The sequence below is a fragment of the Pseudomonas sp. D2002 genome, assembly GCF_013385735.1.
Classification (GTDB): domain Bacteria; phylum Pseudomonadota; class Gammaproteobacteria; order Pseudomonadales; family Pseudomonadaceae; genus Aquipseudomonas.
Map to the genome: position 1 here is coordinate 457,589 of NZ_JACAPL010000005.1, position 16,323 is coordinate 473,911.

The 16,323-nt window shown below is 60.3% G+C and carries 16 protein-coding genes; 3 read left to right on the plus strand and 13 right to left on the minus strand.

Annotation, left to right across the window (positions count from 1 at the left end):
• The first annotated feature begins 17 nt into the window (after positions 1–17).
• The 3 genes from xseA (at position 18) to leuA (ending at position 4,226) form a co-directional block, all read left to right on the plus strand.
• Positions 18–1,397 carry an exodeoxyribonuclease VII large subunit gene (gene xseA, locus HX783_RS12735; RefSeq protein WP_069551702.1) on the plus strand — a complete coding sequence of 460 codons (1,380 nt, stop codon included), beginning with the start codon at positions 18–20 and terminating at the stop codon, positions 1,395–1,397.
• A 3-nt stretch (positions 1,398–1,400) separates the two neighbouring features.
• Entirely contained in the window at positions 1,401–2,222 is an 822-nt protein-coding gene (locus HX783_RS12740; protein ID WP_177017086.1) for a peptidoglycan DD-metalloendopeptidase family protein, read from the plus strand.
• A gap of 324 nt (positions 2,223–2,546) precedes the next feature.
• A complete protein-coding gene (gene leuA, locus HX783_RS12745; protein ID WP_016977678.1) occupies positions 2,547–4,226 on the plus strand; it encodes a 2-isopropylmalate synthase in 1,680 nt (559 codons plus the stop codon).
• A gap of 160 nt (positions 4,227–4,386) precedes the next feature.
• Here leuA and HX783_RS12750 read toward each other — a convergent pair whose 3' ends face one another.
• The 13 genes from HX783_RS12750 to fdx all read right to left on the minus strand — a co-directional run bounded on the left by HX783_RS12750 (position 4,387) and on the right by fdx (position 16,322).
• On the minus strand, positions 4,387–5,178 hold the full coding sequence (locus HX783_RS12750) for an amidohydrolase (protein ID WP_177017087.1): 792 nt from the start codon (positions 5,176–5,178) through the stop codon (positions 4,387–4,389).
• Positions 5,166–6,314: a pyridoxal phosphate-dependent aminotransferase gene (locus HX783_RS12755; RefSeq protein ID WP_159959659.1), complete on the minus strand. Its 1,149-nt coding sequence runs from the start codon at positions 6,312–6,314 to the stop codon at positions 5,166–5,168. The genes HX783_RS12750 and HX783_RS12755 overlap by 13 nt, the downstream gene beginning before the upstream one ends.
• Before the next feature lie 134 nt (positions 6,315–6,448).
• Positions 6,449–7,918 carry a ribosome biogenesis GTPase Der gene (gene der, locus HX783_RS12760; protein WP_005791167.1) on the minus strand — a complete coding sequence of 490 codons (1,470 nt, stop codon included), beginning with the start codon at positions 7,916–7,918 and terminating at the stop codon, positions 6,449–6,451.
• A 135-nt stretch (positions 7,919–8,053) separates the two neighbouring features.
• Positions 8,054–9,205 carry an outer membrane protein assembly factor BamB gene (bamB, locus tag HX783_RS12765; protein WP_159959661.1) on the minus strand — a complete coding sequence of 384 codons (1,152 nt, stop codon included), beginning with the start codon at positions 9,203–9,205 and terminating at the stop codon, positions 8,054–8,056.
• A complete protein-coding gene (locus HX783_RS12770; RefSeq protein ID WP_159959663.1) occupies positions 9,198–9,839 on the minus strand; it encodes a tetratricopeptide repeat protein in 642 nt (213 codons plus the stop codon). The genes bamB and HX783_RS12770 overlap by 8 nt, the downstream gene beginning before the upstream one ends.
• Positions 9,840–9,880: 41 nt before the next feature.
• On the minus strand, positions 9,881–11,170 hold the full coding sequence (gene hisS, locus HX783_RS12775) for a histidine--tRNA ligase (RefSeq protein ID WP_177017088.1): 1,290 nt from the start codon (positions 11,168–11,170) through the stop codon (positions 9,881–9,883).
• A gap of 21 nt (positions 11,171–11,191) precedes the next feature.
• Positions 11,192–12,301: a flavodoxin-dependent (E)-4-hydroxy-3-methylbut-2-enyl-diphosphate synthase gene (ispG, locus tag HX783_RS12780; RefSeq protein ID WP_025859271.1), complete on the minus strand. Its 1,110-nt coding sequence runs from the start codon at positions 12,299–12,301 to the stop codon at positions 11,192–11,194.
• A gap of 2 nt (positions 12,302–12,303) precedes the next feature.
• Positions 12,304–13,296, minus strand: coding sequence for a RodZ family helix-turn-helix domain-containing protein (locus HX783_RS12785; protein WP_177017089.1), 993 nt, complete (start codon positions 13,294–13,296; stop codon positions 12,304–12,306).
• Positions 13,296–14,054, minus strand: coding sequence for a type IV pilus biogenesis/stability protein PilW (pilW, locus tag HX783_RS12790; protein WP_177017090.1), 759 nt, complete (start codon positions 14,052–14,054; stop codon positions 13,296–13,298). Before pilW ends, HX783_RS12785 begins: the two co-directional genes overlap by 1 nt.
• 12 nt (positions 14,055–14,066) lie before the next feature.
• The gene (gene rlmN, locus HX783_RS12795; protein ID WP_177017091.1) at positions 14,067–15,215 is read right to left on the minus strand and encodes a 23S rRNA (adenine(2503)-C(2))-methyltransferase RlmN; all 1,149 of its coding nucleotides are present in this window, start codon (positions 15,213–15,215) and stop codon (positions 14,067–14,069) included.
• Positions 15,216–15,244: 29 nt separating this feature from the next.
• Positions 15,245–15,670, minus strand: a complete 426-nt coding sequence (gene ndk, locus HX783_RS12800; RefSeq protein ID WP_083356869.1) for a nucleoside-diphosphate kinase — start codon at positions 15,668–15,670, stop codon at positions 15,245–15,247.
• A 92-nt stretch (positions 15,671–15,762) separates the two neighbouring features.
• Entirely contained in the window at positions 15,763–15,966 is a 204-nt protein-coding gene (gene iscX / locus HX783_RS12805; RefSeq protein ID WP_177017092.1) for a Fe-S cluster assembly protein IscX, read from the minus strand.
• A gap of 14 nt (positions 15,967–15,980) precedes the next feature.
• Positions 15,981–16,322 carry an ISC system 2Fe-2S type ferredoxin gene (gene fdx, locus HX783_RS12810; RefSeq protein ID WP_015885743.1) on the minus strand — a complete coding sequence of 114 codons (342 nt, stop codon included), beginning with the start codon at positions 16,320–16,322 and terminating at the stop codon, positions 15,981–15,983.
• Position 16,323: the final 1 nt, after the last annotated feature.

The following is a 16,323-nucleotide window of genomic DNA, read 5'->3' on the forward strand; positions in this document are numbered from 1 at the left end:
ATTAAAGATCGCTCCTCATGATTAAAGACCCGTTTGCCCGCCTGGGCCTGGACCGCGAAGTCCTGACTGTCAGCCAGCTCAACGGCCGCGCGCGGGTGTTGCTGGAAGACGTGTTCACCAATATCTGGGTCGAAGGCGAGATCTCCAACCTCGCCCGCCCGGCCTCCGGCCATGTGTATTTCACCCTCAAGGACAGCGGTGCCCAGGTGCGTTGCGCGCTGTTCCGCAACAATGCCGCGCGGGTGCGCCAGGCGTTGAAGGATGGCCTGGCGGTGAAGGTGCGCGGCAAGGTCTCGCTGTTCGAGGGCCGTGGCGACTACCAGTTGATCCTCGACACCGTGGAGCCTGCCGGTGATGGTGCGCTGCGCCTGGCCTTCGATGCCTTGAAGGAAAAGCTCAGCGCCGAAGGCCTGTTCAGCGCCGAGCGCAAGGTGCCGCTACCGGCCCATCCTCGACGCATTGGCATTATCAGCTCGCCGACGGGCGCGGTGATCCGCGACATCATCAGCGTGTTCGGCCGCAGAGCGCCGAACGTTGAGCTGACATTGATCCCCACAGCCGTACAAGGCCGCGAAGCCGTGTCGCAGATCGTGCGTGCGCTAAAGTTGGCCGACGCACGTGGTTTCGACGCGCTGATCCTGGCCCGTGGCGGCGGCTCGCTGGAAGACCTGTGGTGCTTCAACGAAGAAGCGGTGGCGCGTGCAGTCGATGCCTGCGTTACGCCGATTGTCAGCGCCGTCGGGCATGAAACCGATGTGTCGATTTGCGACTTCGTTGCCGACGTGCGTGCGCCAACGCCATCGGCGGCCGCCGAGTTGCTCGCCCCCGACGCCAGCCACCTGGTGCGCCAAGTCGAAAACCTGCATCGCCGCCTGGTGATGCTGATGCGCAATCGCCTGAGTCATGACCGTCTGCGCCTGGAAGGCATGGCCCGCCGTCTGCGCCACCCCGGCGAGCGTCTGCGCCAGCAGGCCCAGCGCCTGGATGACCTGGACATGCGCATGCGCCGCGCCTTCGAGCGCAGCCTCAATACCCGCCGCGAACGCCTGATCCGCCTGGAAACCCGTCTCGCCGGTCAGCACCCCGGCCGTCAGTTGGCCCTGCTGCGCCAGCGCCTGGACAGCCTCGCCGAACGCCTGCCGCGCGCCATGCGCGAAGGCCTCAAGGCGCGCCGCCTGCAACTGCAAAGCCAGGTGCAGACGCTGCAAGTGGTCAGCCCGCTGGCGACCCTGGGCCGTGGTTACAGCATCTTGCTGGATGAGCGCGGCCAGGCGATTCGCAATGCCGCGCAAACCCACACCGGCCAGCGCCTGACCGCGCGCCTCGGTGAAGGCCAATTGCAGGTGCGGGTGGAAGATAACCACCTGACGCCCGTCACCCTTTCGTTATTGGATTGATTGATGCCTCGTCTATTTAGCCTGCTGATGCTGTTGTGCCTCACCTTCAACGCCCATGCCGACAGCTACATCACTCGGCTGTTGAACAAGCCGGTGCCGGGTGGCGTTGCAGTGGTCGACCTCGGCGTTTCAGCCGCGGCGCCAAAAGCCACCTATCAGAACAGGCCGGTGCTGGTCGTCAAGGAACAGAACAACTGGCTGGCGATTGTCGGGATTCCGCTGACGGTTAAGCCCGGCACCCAGCGCATCACCAGTGGCGGGCAAAGCCTGCCGTTTGTGGTGGGTTTCAAGAAGTACCCCGAACAACACATCACGTTGAAGAACAAAAGCCAGGTCAACCCGGACCCGGCACAGCTCAAGCGCATCGAGGGCGAACTGGCGGTGCAGCTCAAGGCTTACCGCAGTTTCAGCCCGAACACGCCGAGCAACCTGCTATTGGACAAGCCGGTCAACGGGCCGCTGTCGAGCAAGTTTGGCGTGCGCCGCTTCTTTAACGGCGAGGAACGCAACCCGCATTCGGGCCTGGACTTCGCCGTCGGTGCCGGCACGCCAATCAAGACTCCGGCGGCAGGCAAAGTCATCCTGACCGGCAATTACTTCTTCAACGGCAACACCGTGTTCGTCGACCATGGCCAGGGCTTTATCAGCATGTTCTGCCATATGTCGAAGATCGACGTGAAGGTCGGTGACCAACTGGCACGCGGTGCGGTGGTAGGCAAGGTCGGTTCGACCGGCCGGGCGACCGGGCCGCATATGCATTGGAACATCAGCCTCAACGACGCGCGGGTCGACCCGGCGATCTTTATCGGCGCGTTCCAGCCCTGAGTGAAGCGATTGCGCGCCCAATCAAGGGCGCGCAATTAAAACGAGTCTCCAGCCAATTCAACACCATAAGATCTCGTTTCCAGCGCCAATAGCAGAACTTATCTCAATTTTTCTCGACTGCTTGCCATCTTTCACCCCGGCGGTTAGGGTTGAGCTTATGAAAACCTCTCACACCCTCATTCAGCTCCGCCAGCACCGCAGCCTGTGCCTTGTCAGCGCACGACTGCCAGGCTGAATCGATCTGCCTCGTCTTCCTGCTTTATCCCTAAAAACAGTTCTACGGCAGGCCGCCTTTTCTCGGCCCCTACAACAAAGGATTTCCCGATGAGCATGCTCAAAGACCCGTCTTCGAAGTACCGCGCGTTCCCGACTATCGATATCCCGGACCGCACCTGGCCGTCGAAAACCATCACCGAGGCGCCGATCTGGTGCAGCTCCGACCTGCGTGATGGCAACCAGTCGCTGATCGAGCCGATGGACGCGGTGAAAAAGCTGCGCTTCTGGAAGACCCTGGTTGCGGTCGGCGTGAAGGAAATCGAAGCCTCGTTCCCGGCGGCTTCGCAAACTGACTTCGACTTCGTACGCACCCTGATCGAAGACAATCACATCCCCGAGGACACCACCATCCAGGTGCTGACCCAGGGCCGTGAAGACTTGATCGCACGCACCTTTGAATCCCTGCGCGGCGCCAAAAAGGCCATCGTGCACTTGTACAATGCGACCTCGCCGTCGTTCCGCCGCATCGTGTTCAACCAGGACAAGGACGGCATCAAGGCCATCGCGGTCAACGCCGCCAAGCTGTTCGTCAAATACGCCGCCCAGCAGCCGGAAACCCAGTGGACCTTCGAATACTCCCCGGAAACTTTCAGCGCCACCGAGCTGGAGTTCGCCAAGGAAGTGTGTGACGCGGTGATCGAGGTGTGGAACCCGACGCCTGAGCACAAGATGATCCTCAACCTGCCAGCCACCGTTGAATGCGCCACGCCGAACATTTATGCCGACCAGATCGAATGGTTCGGCCGCCATATCAACCGTCGTGACAGCGTGATCATCAGCCTGCACACCCACAACGACCGTGGCACCGGCGTGGCCGCCACCGAGCTGGGCCTGATGGCCGGCGCCGACCGTGTCGAAGGCTGCCTGTTCGGCAACGGTGAGCGCACTGGTAACGTCGACCTGGTCACCGTGGCACTGAACATGTACACCCAGGGCCTCGACCCACAGCTGGACTTCTCCGACATCGACGGCGTGCGCAAAGTCGTCGAAGAGTGCAACCAGATTCAAGTGCACCCACGTCACCCGTACGTCGGCGACCTGGTGCACACCGCGTTCTCCGGTTCCCACCAGGACGCGATCCGCAAGGGCTTCTCCCAGCAGAAAGACGATGCGCTGTGGGAAGTGCCGTACTTGCCGATCGACCCGGCCGACATTGGCCGCAGCTACGAGGCGGTGATTCGGGTGAACAGCCAGTCGGGCAAAGGCGGCATCGCCTACCTGCTGGAGCAGGAATACGACATCAGCCTGCCGCGCCGCATGCAGATCGAGTTCAGCCAAGTGGTACAGGCCGAAACCGACCGCGTGGGCCTGGAGATGACTGCGCCGCAGATCTACGCCTTGCTGCAGCGTGAATACCTGCAAGCCAACACGCCGTACGCGCTGGTCAGCCATCGCCTGCAGGAAGAGAACGGCAACAGCTTTGTCGAGGTGGAAGTCTCGGGCAAAGGCCAGGGCGAAACCAACCTGCACTGGAAAGGCAAAGGCAACGGCGCCCTGGAAGCGCTGGTAGCCGGCCTGCCAATTGGCGTGGAGATCATGGACTACAACGAGCATGCCATCGGTGCCGGCACCAACGCCAAGGCAGCGGCCTACATCGAGCTGCGCGTGAATGGCGAGCGTCCGGTGCATGGCGTGGGCATTGATGAAAACATCACCACGGCCAGCTTCAAGGCGTTGTTCAGTGCGCTGAACCGCTCGTTGAGCCAGCAGGAAGCGAAGGCGGCGTAAACACTTACCGCTGAAATGCAAAAGGCCCCTGGGTGAGAATCCAGGGGCCTTTTTTGCTTTGGATCAGCGGTGATGCTGATGGCCTCTTCGCGGGCAAGCCCGCTCCCACATTTGGAATGCATTCTTCTGTGGGAGCTGGCTTGCCTGCGATAGCGGTCTGTCAGACAAACTCAAACCTGTCGGCATCCAGGTTCGCCGGGAACTTGCTGCGATACGCCGCCAGTTCTGCCGCCTCCAGGCACACCTGAAACACCCCATCCGCCTCCCCGGCACTGAGCAAAGTCTCACCCTGGAAATCCAGCACCTGGCTGTCTCCCGTGTAGGCAAAGCCCTTGCCATCCGTACCGACCCGATTCACCGCCGCCACGTAACACAGGTTCTCGATGGCCCGCGCCGGCAATAGGCGGTTCCAGTGCTGACGCCGCGCACCCGGCCAGTTGGCGGTATACAACAGCAAATCCGTGTCCTGAGCATCTCGACTCCACACCGGAAAGCGCAGGTCGTAGCAAATCAACGGCCGAATACGCCAGCCCTTCAATTCGAACTGCACCTGGCGCTCACCCGGTGTGTAGTGGTCGTGCTCACCCGCCATCCGGAACAGGTGGCGTTTGTCGTAATGCAACACTTCGCCGTCCGGCCGCGCCCACAGCAGGCGGTTGCGATGGCTGCCGTCGGCGGCCTGGATGATCACACTGCCGGTGATCACAGCGTTGTATTTCGCCGCCTGGGCCTGCAGCCACTCATGGGTGGGGCCATGTTCCCGCTCGGCGAGCAGGGCCGATTCCATCGAGAAGCCGGTGGTGAACATCTCCGGCAATACAATCAGATCGGCACCCTTGGCCTGCTCCAGCAGCAGTTCGAAATGCTCCAGGTTGGCCTGACGGTCATGCCACACCAGGCTGGTCTGGACCAGGGCAATGTTCAGGTCGGGCAGTGCACTCAAATCACGCATAGTTTCTCCGCCGCTTGTTGCAGCGTCTCCTCGCGTTTGGCAAAGCACAGGCGCACCAGGCGCTGGCCTTGGGGTGGGTGCTGGTAGAACACCGAGACCGGAATCGTCGCCACGCCGTGTTCGCGGGTCATCCACAGTGACATGGCGACGTCATCCAGGTCCGGGCGAATCTGTGAGTAATCCACCAGTTGGAAGTAAGTGCCGGTCACCCGCGTAAAGCTGAAACGCGACGGCGCCAGCAGGTCGCAGAACAGGTCGCGTTTGGCCTGGTAAAAGGCCGGCAGTTCTTCGACGTGCTCCGGGTGTTCGGCCATGAAGTCCGCCAAAGCGTACTGCAAAGGGGTCACACCGCAGAAGTTGACATATTGATGCACCTTGCGCAGTTCAGCGGTGAGCGCCGGTGGTGCGACCACGTAGCCGGTTTTCCAGCCGGTGACGTGGTAGGTCTTGCCGAAGGAGCTGACCACGAACGCACGCTGATACAGCTCTTCGTGGGCCAGCACGCTGACATGGGGCACGCCGTCGAACACCAGGTGTTCATAGACCTCGTCGCTGACCAGGTAGATATCACGGTCGCGGATCAGTTCGGCCAATTGGTCCAGTTCGGCCCGACTGATCAGCGCACCGGTCGGGTTATGCGGCGTGTTGAGGATGATCATGCGCGTGCGCGGTGAGAGCGCGGCCTTGAGCCTTTCGAAGTCCAGCGCAAAGCCTTGCAGACTCAGTTGCACGTGCACGCAGCGGCCACCAGCCAGGTCGACCGAGGGCTCATAGCTGTCGTAGCTGGGGTCGAAGACGATGACTTCATCACCGTTGCGAATCACGGCCTGAATCGCGCAGAAAATCGCCTCAGTGGCGCCAGGGGTGATGGTCACCTCGCTGTCGGCATTCACCGTGGCGCCATAACTGCGGGCGATCTTGGCCGCCACTTGTTGGCGCAGCACGGGCAGGCCAGTCATCGGCGCGTATTGGTTATGGCCGAGGGCGATATGTTTGCCTACCGCATCCAGCAACGCCTGCGGGCCATTGAAATCGGGAAAGCCCTGGGACAGGTTGAGTGCGCCGGTCTCGGCAGCGAGTTGCGACATGGTGGTGAAAATGGTCGTGCCGACATTCGGCAGCTTGCTGGTGATCATCGGAGGCCCCTGCAGGTGAGCCCCAAGTTTTAAGCTGCCGGCCGCGCGGGGTCAAGGCACAAACCGTCGCGCACAAAAAAGGGCTCCAAAGGAGCCCTCTCTTACAACGTGCAGCTTACAGCGTGAAGCGGCGATTATTTCTTGTCGCGGCGCTTCTTGTCGGCCTTCTTGTGGTGAGTCATCAAACGACGCTTCTTGTTCACCTGACGGTCAGTCAAGGTGTTCTTGTTGCCTTCGTACGGGTTCTCGCCACCTTTGAACTCGATACGGATCGGCGTACCGACCAGTTTCAAGACACGGCGGTAGGTGTTTTCCAGGTAACGCACATAGGACTTCGGCACCTTCTCGATCTGGTTACCGTGGATCACGATAATCGGCGGGTTGGCACCACCCAAGTGGGCGTAACGCAGTTTGATCCGGCGGTTGTTGACCATCGGCGGCGCGTGCTCGCCAACAGCGTCTTCGAGGATCTGGGTCAGACGGTTGGTCGGCCAGCGGGTGACCGCAGACTTGAACGAGTTCTGTACGGACGCGTAGAGGTTGCCCACGCCAGTACCGTGCAGTGCCGAGATAAAGTGGATATCGGCGAACTCAACGAAGAACAGACGACGCTGCAGCTCGATCTTGACGAAATCGCGCTCGCTCGGCGTCATGCCGTCCCACTTGTTGATCGCGATCACCAGGGCGCGACCGGCTTCCAGGGCAAAGCCCAGCAAGTTGAGGTCGTGGTCCACCACGCCTTCGCGGGCGTCCATCACGAAGATCACCACGTTGGCGTCTTTGATCGCTTGCAGGGTTTTGACCACCGAGAACTTTTCAACTTCCTCGTGGATCTTGCCGCGCTTGCGCACACCAGCGGTGTCGATCAGCGTGTACTTCTCGTCGTTACGCTCGAACGGGATGTAGATGCTGTCGCGGGTGGTGCCGGGTTGGTCATACACGATGACCCGGTCTTCACCGAGCATACGGTTAACCAGGGTCGACTTACCCACGTTCGGGCGGCCGATGATGGCGATCTTGATACCGTCTTTTTCGCTCGGGCCAGGAATGCGCTTGGCTTCCTCACCTTCGGCAACGATCTCCTCTTCGCCCTCTTCTTCCTCGACGTCATCCTTGGGGAAGTCGCGCAGGGCGATTTCCAGCATCTGGGTGATGCCGCGACCGTGAGCACCGGCGACCGGAATCGCATCGCCCAGGCCCATCGGGCTGAATTCGGCACGGGCTGCCTCAGGATCGATGTTATCGATCTTGTTGGCGACCAGGTAGGAACGCTTGTTGCGCTTGCGCAGGTGCTCGCCAATCATCTGGTCGGCAGCGGTGTAGCCCGCGCGGGCATCCACCAGGAACAACACGACATCGGCTTCTTCGATAGCGAGCAGCGACTGCTCGGCCATCTTTTCGTCCATGCCATGCTCGTCACCGGAGATACCACCGGTGTCGACAATAATGTAGGAGCGCCCTTGCCACTTTGCCTCACCGTATTGGCGATCACGGGTCAGACCGGACAAGTCGCCGACGATGGCGTCGCGAGTCCTGGTCAGGCGGTTGAACAAGGTGGACTTGCCGACGTTAGGTCGGCCCACCAGGGCGATTACGGGAACCATGCGGCTCTCCACTTCGTTATTTCAGAAAATACAAAAGCCGCTGCAAGGCAGCGGCTGGTGCTCGGGGCAGCATATTCAAATGCCGCATGCCCCGCCGAAGCGGGGCCGCCTGGGTTTTACCCCAAGCATAGTTCTTTACTTGATGGTCAGGGCTTCCAGCTTGCCGCTGTTGCCATACACGTAAAGCATGTTACCCACAACCAGCGGACGGGCACGCAGGCCGTCACTGTCAATACGTTCGCGGCCGACAAAACGACCGTCCACCTGGCTCAGCAGATGCAGGTAACCTTCGAAGTCACCTACCGCTACGTAGCTGGAGAACACTTCCGGTGCCGACAGCTGACGGCGGGCCAGGGAGTCGTTGCTCCACAGTGCAGTGGTGGAACGCTCGTCGACACTTTCAACGGTGCCGGACGCCAGGCTTACGTAGACGCTGCCAAACCCTTGGGCGACACCGGCATAGCTGGAAGCATCACGCTGCCAGTTGATGCGGCCGCTTTGCAGGTCCAGCGCCGCAACGCGGCCCTGGTAGGTGGCGACGTAGATAGTTTCGCCCGACAGCAGCAAGCCGCCGTCGATGTCCACAACGCGATCCAGTTCGGAACGACCTTGAGGGATGGCCACACGGGTTTCCCAGGCCGGCACGCCGTTCTGGGTATCCAGGGCGACCACTTTACCGGTCGACAGGCCTGCAACGGCCAGGTTATTGGTCACAATCGGACCACTGGTGCCGCGCAAGGTCAGCACCGCCGGGGTGCTGTCGTACAACCAGCGCTGGTTGCCGGTAGCGGCGTCCAGACCGATCACACGGTCATCCTGGGTCTGCACCACAACGATGTCGCCGTTGGTGGCAGGCGCCGAGAGCACTTCACTGGTCACGCGAGAGCGCCATTTCTCTTCACCCGTTGCCGAGTCCAGAGCAACTACGTCGCCTTTGAGCGTACCGACCAGCACCATGCCGTAGCCGACACCCACGCCACCGGAAACCGGCAGCTCGAGGTCTTTCTTCCACTTCACGTCGCCATTCATGCGATCCATGGCAATGATCACGCCAGTGGAGTCAGTGGCCACGATGTTGTCGCCGTCGATCGCCGGCTGCAACAGGTTGTACAGGTCGCCCTGGCCATCACCCACGGAGCGGCTCCACTGCTTTTGCAGGACCACTTCTTCCTTGAAGCTGGTCAGCTCGGCAGGAGGCAGTTCTTTTTTACTGTTGCTGCTGCAACCCGCGGCCAGAACGGCCAGAGCCAGCAATGCTGCATGTTTCCAACGGATCACGTCACGCATCCCCTTTGGCCAAGTCGTCCAGCTTGATTTGTAAGCCACCGACCGCCGCTTCATCAGACAGCGCCGCCTTGGCTTTTTGGTACGCAGCATGGGCTTCGTCGGTACGACCCAATTGGACCAACAGGTCGCCCTTGAGCTCTTCACGAGTGGCCACAAATGCCTTGTCAGCATCGCCGTCGAGCAGTTTGAGTGCTTCGTCAGCCTTGTTCTGTGCCGCCAACACCTGCGCCAGACGCTGACGTGCGATTTCACCCAGGGTCGGGTTGGTCGGCTTGTCGGCGATGGCCTTCAGTTCGGTCGCGGCGTCATCCAGCTTGCCGGTGTCGACCGCGACTTTCGCGACGAACAGGCTGCCGTATTGGGCGTAGGTGCTACCGCCGAATTCGCTTTTCAGCTTGCCGGCCAGGTCCGCCACTTGGGCAGGATCAGGCTTGCCGTCCGGCGTCAGCGTGGTTTCCAGCAATTGCTGATAGAGGATCGAGGCGCCTTGGGACTGGTTGGCCTGATACTTGTGCCAGGCTTGCCAGCCGAACACCACCACTAAAGCCAGCAGACCGCCGGTAACCAGGGGCTTGCCGTTACGCTGCCACCAGTCCTTGAACTCGGCCAGCTGCTCATCATCAGTACTCGACACCCCAATACTCCTTAATCGCTAAATTCGGCTGTTCGACAGCTTCAACCCTGCACGACGCAGGTGGCCAAGTGCGCGGCGAGCGCATCAAAGGCAATGTTCTGTTGCTCGCCCTGGCCACGCAGGGGTTTGAAACCTATCACTTGCTGGGCCAGTTCGTCATCGCCAAGGATCAGTGCATACAGCGCACCACTCTTGTCGGCCTTCTTGAACTGGCTCTTGAAGCTGCCGGCGCCGGCATTAATCTGCAGGCGCAGGTTCGGCAGTTGGTCGCGGACTTTTTCACTCAAGGCCAAGGCAGCCAGTTCGGCGGCCTCGCCAAAGGCGCAAAGATACACGTCCACCTGACGGGAGATTTCTTCCGGGACTTGCTCAAGGGTCTCCAGCAGCAGAATCAGCCGCTCGATGCCCATGGCAAAACCCACGCCCGTGGTCGGCTTGCCGCCCATTTGCTCGACCAGGCCGTCGTAACGGCCACCGGCACACACGGTGCCCTGGGCGCCGAGCTTGTCGGTGACCCACTCGAATACGGTCTTGCTGTAGTAATCGAGGCCACGGACCAGCTTCGGGTTGATCACGTACGGAATGCCGGCCGCATCCAGTCGAGCCTTGAGGCCTTCGAAGTGGATGCGCGATTCGTCGTCCAGGTAGTCGGCCATTTTCGGCGCGTCGACCAGTACGGCCTGGGTGTCGGCGTTCTTGGTATCAAGCACGCGCAACGGGTTGGTCTTCAGACGGCGCTGGCTGTCTTCATCCAACTTGTCCAGATGGGCCGACAGGTATTCGACCAAGGCTTCTCGGTAGCGGCCCCGGGATTCGCTGGTGCCCAGGCTGTTGAGCTCAAGTTTGACCGCGTCGCGGATGCCCAGCAGGCCCCACAGGCGCCAGGTCAACACGATCAGCTCGGCGTCGATGTCCGGACCGTCGAGGTTGAACACTTCCAGGCCGATCTGGTGGAACTGGCGATAACGACCTTTCTGCGGGCGCTCGTGGCGGAACATCGGGCCGATGTACCACAGCTTCTGCGGCTGGCCACCACCGGTGAGGCCATGCTCAAGGACAGCGCGCACGCAGGCGGCAGTGCCTTCCGGACGCAGGGTCAGGGAATCGCCGTTGCGGTCTTCGAAGGTGTACATCTCTTTTTCGACGATGTCGGTCACTTCACCGATGGAGCGCTTGAACAGCTCGGTGAACTCGACGATCGGCATGCGGATCTGTTTGTAACCGTAGTTATCCAACAGGCGCGCGACCGTGTTCTCGAAGTAGCGCCACAGTGGCGTCTGCTCCGGCAGGATGTCGTTCATGCCACGAATGGCTTGCAGAGACTTGCTCACATCTAATCCTTAAATTCGTTCTTAGCCGCGCGCGATCAGCGCTGCGTCAGCCGCGACCTTCTCGGCCGCTTTCTCGCGGATCAGTCTTTCGAGCTCATCCACCAGATTGTCATTCGTCAACTTCTGCGACGGCTTGCCGTCGATGTAAATCAGGTTCGGTGTACCGCCGGTCAAGCCGATGTGCGCCTCTTTGGCTTCACCCGGGCCGTTGACCACGCAACCGATCACCGCAACATCCAGCGGCACCAGCAGGTCTTCGAGGCGCCCTTCCAGCTCGTTCATGGTTTTCACCACGTCGAAGTTCTGCCGCGAGCAGCTCGGGCAAGCAATGAAGTTGATGCCACGGGAACGCAAATGCAGGGATTTGAGAATGTCGTAACCGACCTTCACTTCCTCTACCGGGTCTGCCGCCAGGGAGATGCGGATAGTATCGCCAATCCCTTCGGCGAGCAGCATACCGAGACCCACCGCAGATTTCACTGTGCCTGAGCGCAAACCGCCCGCTTCAGTGATACCCAAGTGCAGCGGCTGTACGATTTCCTTGGCCAGCAGGCGGTAGGCTTCTACCGCCATGAACACGTCGGACGCCTTTACGCTGACCTTGAAGTCCTGGAAATTCAGGCGTTCAAGGTGTTCAACGTGGCGCAGCGCCGATTCAACCAGCGCGGCCGGGGTCGGTTCGCCGTATTTCTTTTGCAGGTCTTTTTCCAGGGAACCGGCGTTAACGCCGATGCGGATTGGAATGCCGCGATCACGGGCAGCATCCACCACCGCGCGCACACGGTCTTCGCGACCGATGTTGCCCGGGTTGATGCGCAGGCAATCGACGCCCAGTTCGGCCACGCGCAAGGCGATCTTGTAGTCGAAGTGGATGTCTGCAACCAGCGGCACCTTGACCAGTTGCTTGATGCGACCAAAGGCTTCGGCAGCGTCCATGTCCGGCACGGAAACCCGCACGATGTCCACGCCGGCCGCTTCCAGACGGTTGATCTGGGCGACGGTGGCGGCCACATCATTGGTGTCGCTGTTGGTCATGCTCTGCACTGCGATGGGGGCATCGCCACCCACCGGCACCGAGCCGACCCAGATCTTGCGCGATACGCGACGTTTGATTGGAGATTCGCCGTGCATGACTATTGTCCCAACTTGAGGCGAGCGGTCTCGCCACTGGTGAACGGCGCTACGTCCACAGGCTGGCCGTTGTAGACCACTTGCGCGCCACGGGCAAAGCCCAGACGCAGCGTCAAAGGAGGCTTGCCGCCTTGGTCAAGCGTATCTCCCTTACGCTTCAAACCGCTGAACAGCACTTTGCCGTTGCCATCGGTGACTTGCGTCCAGCAGTCAGCGATGAAAGTAATCTGGATATGCCCGTCACCGGCGATCAACGCAGGCGTGGTCGGTGGCGAAACCGCTGGCGCTGCCGGAGCGACTGGCGCGGTGGTCGCAGGAGCCTGTGCCGCAGTTGCAGGCGTATGGGCCTGGGCAGTTGGGGCGGCCGGAGTAGCCGGCGCCGGTACGGCGGCGGTAGCAGCGGGTGCAGTGGCAGCTTCGGGCGCTGGCTGCTCGGCAGTGGTCGGCGTCTCAGGCGCGGCCTGACCTTCAGCAACGGCCTGGTCTTCCGGCTCATCCAGCGGATGGATCTGGGTGGTGCCGTCGGCGCTTTCGACTTCGACGTGCTCCATGGCGTTGCTGGTCAGGTCCTTGCTGCGCTGGGAGGCCTGGTCTTGCCACCAGACAAAACCACCGCCGATCACGGCGATCAGCAACAACAGGCTGACAATTCGCAAAATCGTGTGGGAAACCCGCACCGGCTCTTCGATGCGACCCAGGCCATGCACATTGCTGCCCTGGGAGTCGGTGCCGGTGAATTGGTCGAATTCCTGTACCAGTACGGTCTGGTCAATGCCCAGCAACTTGGCATAGGCGCGGATATAGCCGCGGGCGAAGGTATGCCCAGGCAGCTTGTCGAACGCGCCGGCTTCCAGGTTGCCCAGCGATGTCGTGGTCAAATTGAGCTTGAGGGCCACTTCTGCCAGCGACCAGCCATTGCTTTCGCGGGCCTGACGCAAGGTCTCGCCTGGGTTTACGCGATTAGCTGCTACAACTTCCGGGTGCGCCGCTTTCATCATTGCTCCGACAGGTATTGCTGATATTCCGGCGTACCGGGATAGAGTCGTTCGAGTTGCTGGCCAAATCGTGCGGCCGTGTCGCGTTCTTCATGAACCGTCGCCAGGCGCACACCGAGCAATAGACTACGTGCATTTTGCCCGCTGAGCAGGCTAAAACGCTCGTAATAGTCACGTGCCGGCACATAATGCCTGTCTTCGTAAGACAACTCAGCCATTTCGAGCAACGCGCGTGGCTGACGACTGTTCAAATGCAGGGCTTTTTCCAGCTGTTGGCGCGCGCTGTCGCGCTGGCCGAGGCGCATCGAGGTGACCCCAAGGTTCTCGAACACCCGCGACCGCTCCGGGTAGAGGGCATCGGCGGAGGCTTGCTGGAAATAACGGGAAGCCTGGTCATAACGTTTCTGCTCGAACAGGAAGCTGCCGTAATTGTTCAGCAGCCGAGGGTCGGCAGGACGCGCGGCCAAGGCCTTGTGGAAATATTCATCGGCCAACGCAGGCTCGGCCTGCGCCTGGAACACCAGGGCCAGCGCTGCATTCGCGTCGGCATCGTCGCCGTCCAGCTCAAGGGCCTTTTTCAACGGCACCTTGGCCTGCTCGCTCATCCCTTGGCGCAGGTAACCCAAGCCCAGCTGCACATAGGCAACTCGCGCCTCATCACGGCCTTTATCAGTGTGCAAAGGGCTGTCGTGGCCCGATGAAACACAACCGGCCACGAGGCCGGTAAACAGTAAAAGCAGCGCAAGGCGCAAGGGCATAGAGGTCCTCTCTCAGATTCGATTCACAGCAATTTGCGGCAAATCTTCGGCGGCGTTAAGTTCGCGCACGGCGATATAACGTTCGCTGCGGCGGGTGCGGTCCATCACCTGCCCTACCAATTGGCCACACGCGGCGTCGATGTCCTCACCACGGGTGGTGCGTACGGTGACGTTGTAGCCCGCCTGGTGGAGTTGATCCTGGAAACGGCGGATGGCGTTGTTGCTCGGCCGCTCGTAGCCAGAATGTGGAAACGGGTTAAACGGAATCAGGTTGATCTTGCACGGGGTGTTCTTGAGCAGCTCGATCATCTCGACGGCGTGCTCAACCTTGTCGTTGATGTCCTTGAGCATGGTGTACTCAATGGTCAACACACGCTTCTCACCCAAGGTCGCCATGTAACGCTGGCAAGATTCGAGCAGCATCTTAAGCGGATACTTCTTGTTGATCGGCACCAATTGGTTACGCAATGCGTCATTGGGTGCGTGCAGCGACAACGCCAGGGAGACGTCGATGTGCTTGGCCAGCTCATCGATCATCGGCACCACGCCGGAGGTCGACAGGGTCACACGGCGCTTGGAGATGCCGTAGCCCAGGTCGTCCATCATCAGGTGCATGGCCGCAACCACGTTGTCGAAGTTCAGCAGCGGCTCACCCATGCCCATCATCACCACGTTGGTGATGGCACGGTCGACGGTTGCCGGGACGCTGCCAAAGGATTTGTTGGCAATCCACACCTGGCCGATGACTTCGGCGGCGGTGAGGTTGCTATTGAAGCCTTGCTTGCCGGTGGAGCAGAAACTGCAGTCCAGGGCACAGCCTGCCTGGGACGAAACGCACAAGGTGCCGCGTTTGCCCTGGGGAATGTACACGGTCTCGACGCAGCTGCCGGACGCCACGCGCACCACCCACTTACGGGTGCCGTCGCTGGAGATGTCCTCGCTGACCACTTCGGGGCCACGGACCTCAGCAATGGCCTTGAGCTTGTCGCGCAGGGCCTTGCTGACGTTCGTCATGGCGTCGAAATCGTCGACGCCAAAGTGGTGAATCCACTTCATTACCTGACCGGCACGGAAACGCTTCTCCCCGATTGAGTCGAAGAATTTCTCCATTTCCGGCTGAGTCAGACCCAGCAGGTTGGTTTTTACAGTCGATGTAGTCATGGATTCACCCTCACTCTTTAAGCCGATGCTTAGCGAGCGGTTACTTCAGTAGCAGCGAAAAAGTACGAGATTTCGCGAGCAGCAGCGGCTTCGGAGTCCGAACCGTGAACAGCGTTGGCGTCGATCGATTCAGCGAAGTCAGCACGGATGGTGCCGGCAGCTGCTTCTTTAGGGTTGGTAGCGCCCATCAGCTCGCGGTTCAGAGCGATAGCGTTTTCGCCTTCCAGAACCTGAACAACAACAGGACCGGAGATCATGAAGGAGACCAGGTCGCCGAAGAAGCCACGAGCGCTGTGCTCAGCGTAGAAGCCTTCAGCTTCAGCTTTGGACAGTTGCTTGAGTTTCGAAGCTACAACCTTCAGGCCGGCTTTTTCGAAACGAGTGGTGATCTCGCCGATGACGTTTTTTGCAACAGCGTCAGGCTTGATGATGGAGAAAGTACGTTGAACAGCCATGGTGTAACTCCAGAAACGGTAATTTACGAAAAATTAAACCCGCGAATTATACGCGGGTTATTGGGTATTGCCTAACTGCGTAAAAAGGCGGCTCAGTCGTCTGCTTCTTCGATCCACAGACCCTGAATCGCTTCCAGAACCTTTTCGCCACCCCGGTCCGGGATATCGTCGAATTCCGGCAGCGCCACTACGAGGTTGCGCAGCTTGACGAAGTTCACAGTAAGAGGATTGACCTCAGGATGAGCTTCAGCAAGTTGTATAGCGATTTCTTGTACATCAACCCATTTCAGGCTCATGACATTTCCTTGAATCAATGCGGCGCTTCGGCTGCATGGTTGAGGGAATATTTCGGAATTTCGACGGTGATGTCTTCAGTCCCAACCTTGGCCTGACAGCTTAGGCGAGAAGTCGCTTCCAGGCCCCAGGCGCGGTCCAGAAAGTCCTCTTCCAGCTCATCGGCTTCTTCCAGAGAGTTGAAACCCTCACGAATCACGCAATGGCAGGTGGTGCAGGCGCAGACACCGCCGCAGGCACTTTCGATCTCGATGTGGTTGTCATGGGCAACTTCGAGGATGGACTTGCCGGTCTCAGCCTCCACGACCATACCGTCCGGGCAATGCTCGGCGTGTGGCAGAAAAATGACCTGCGGCATT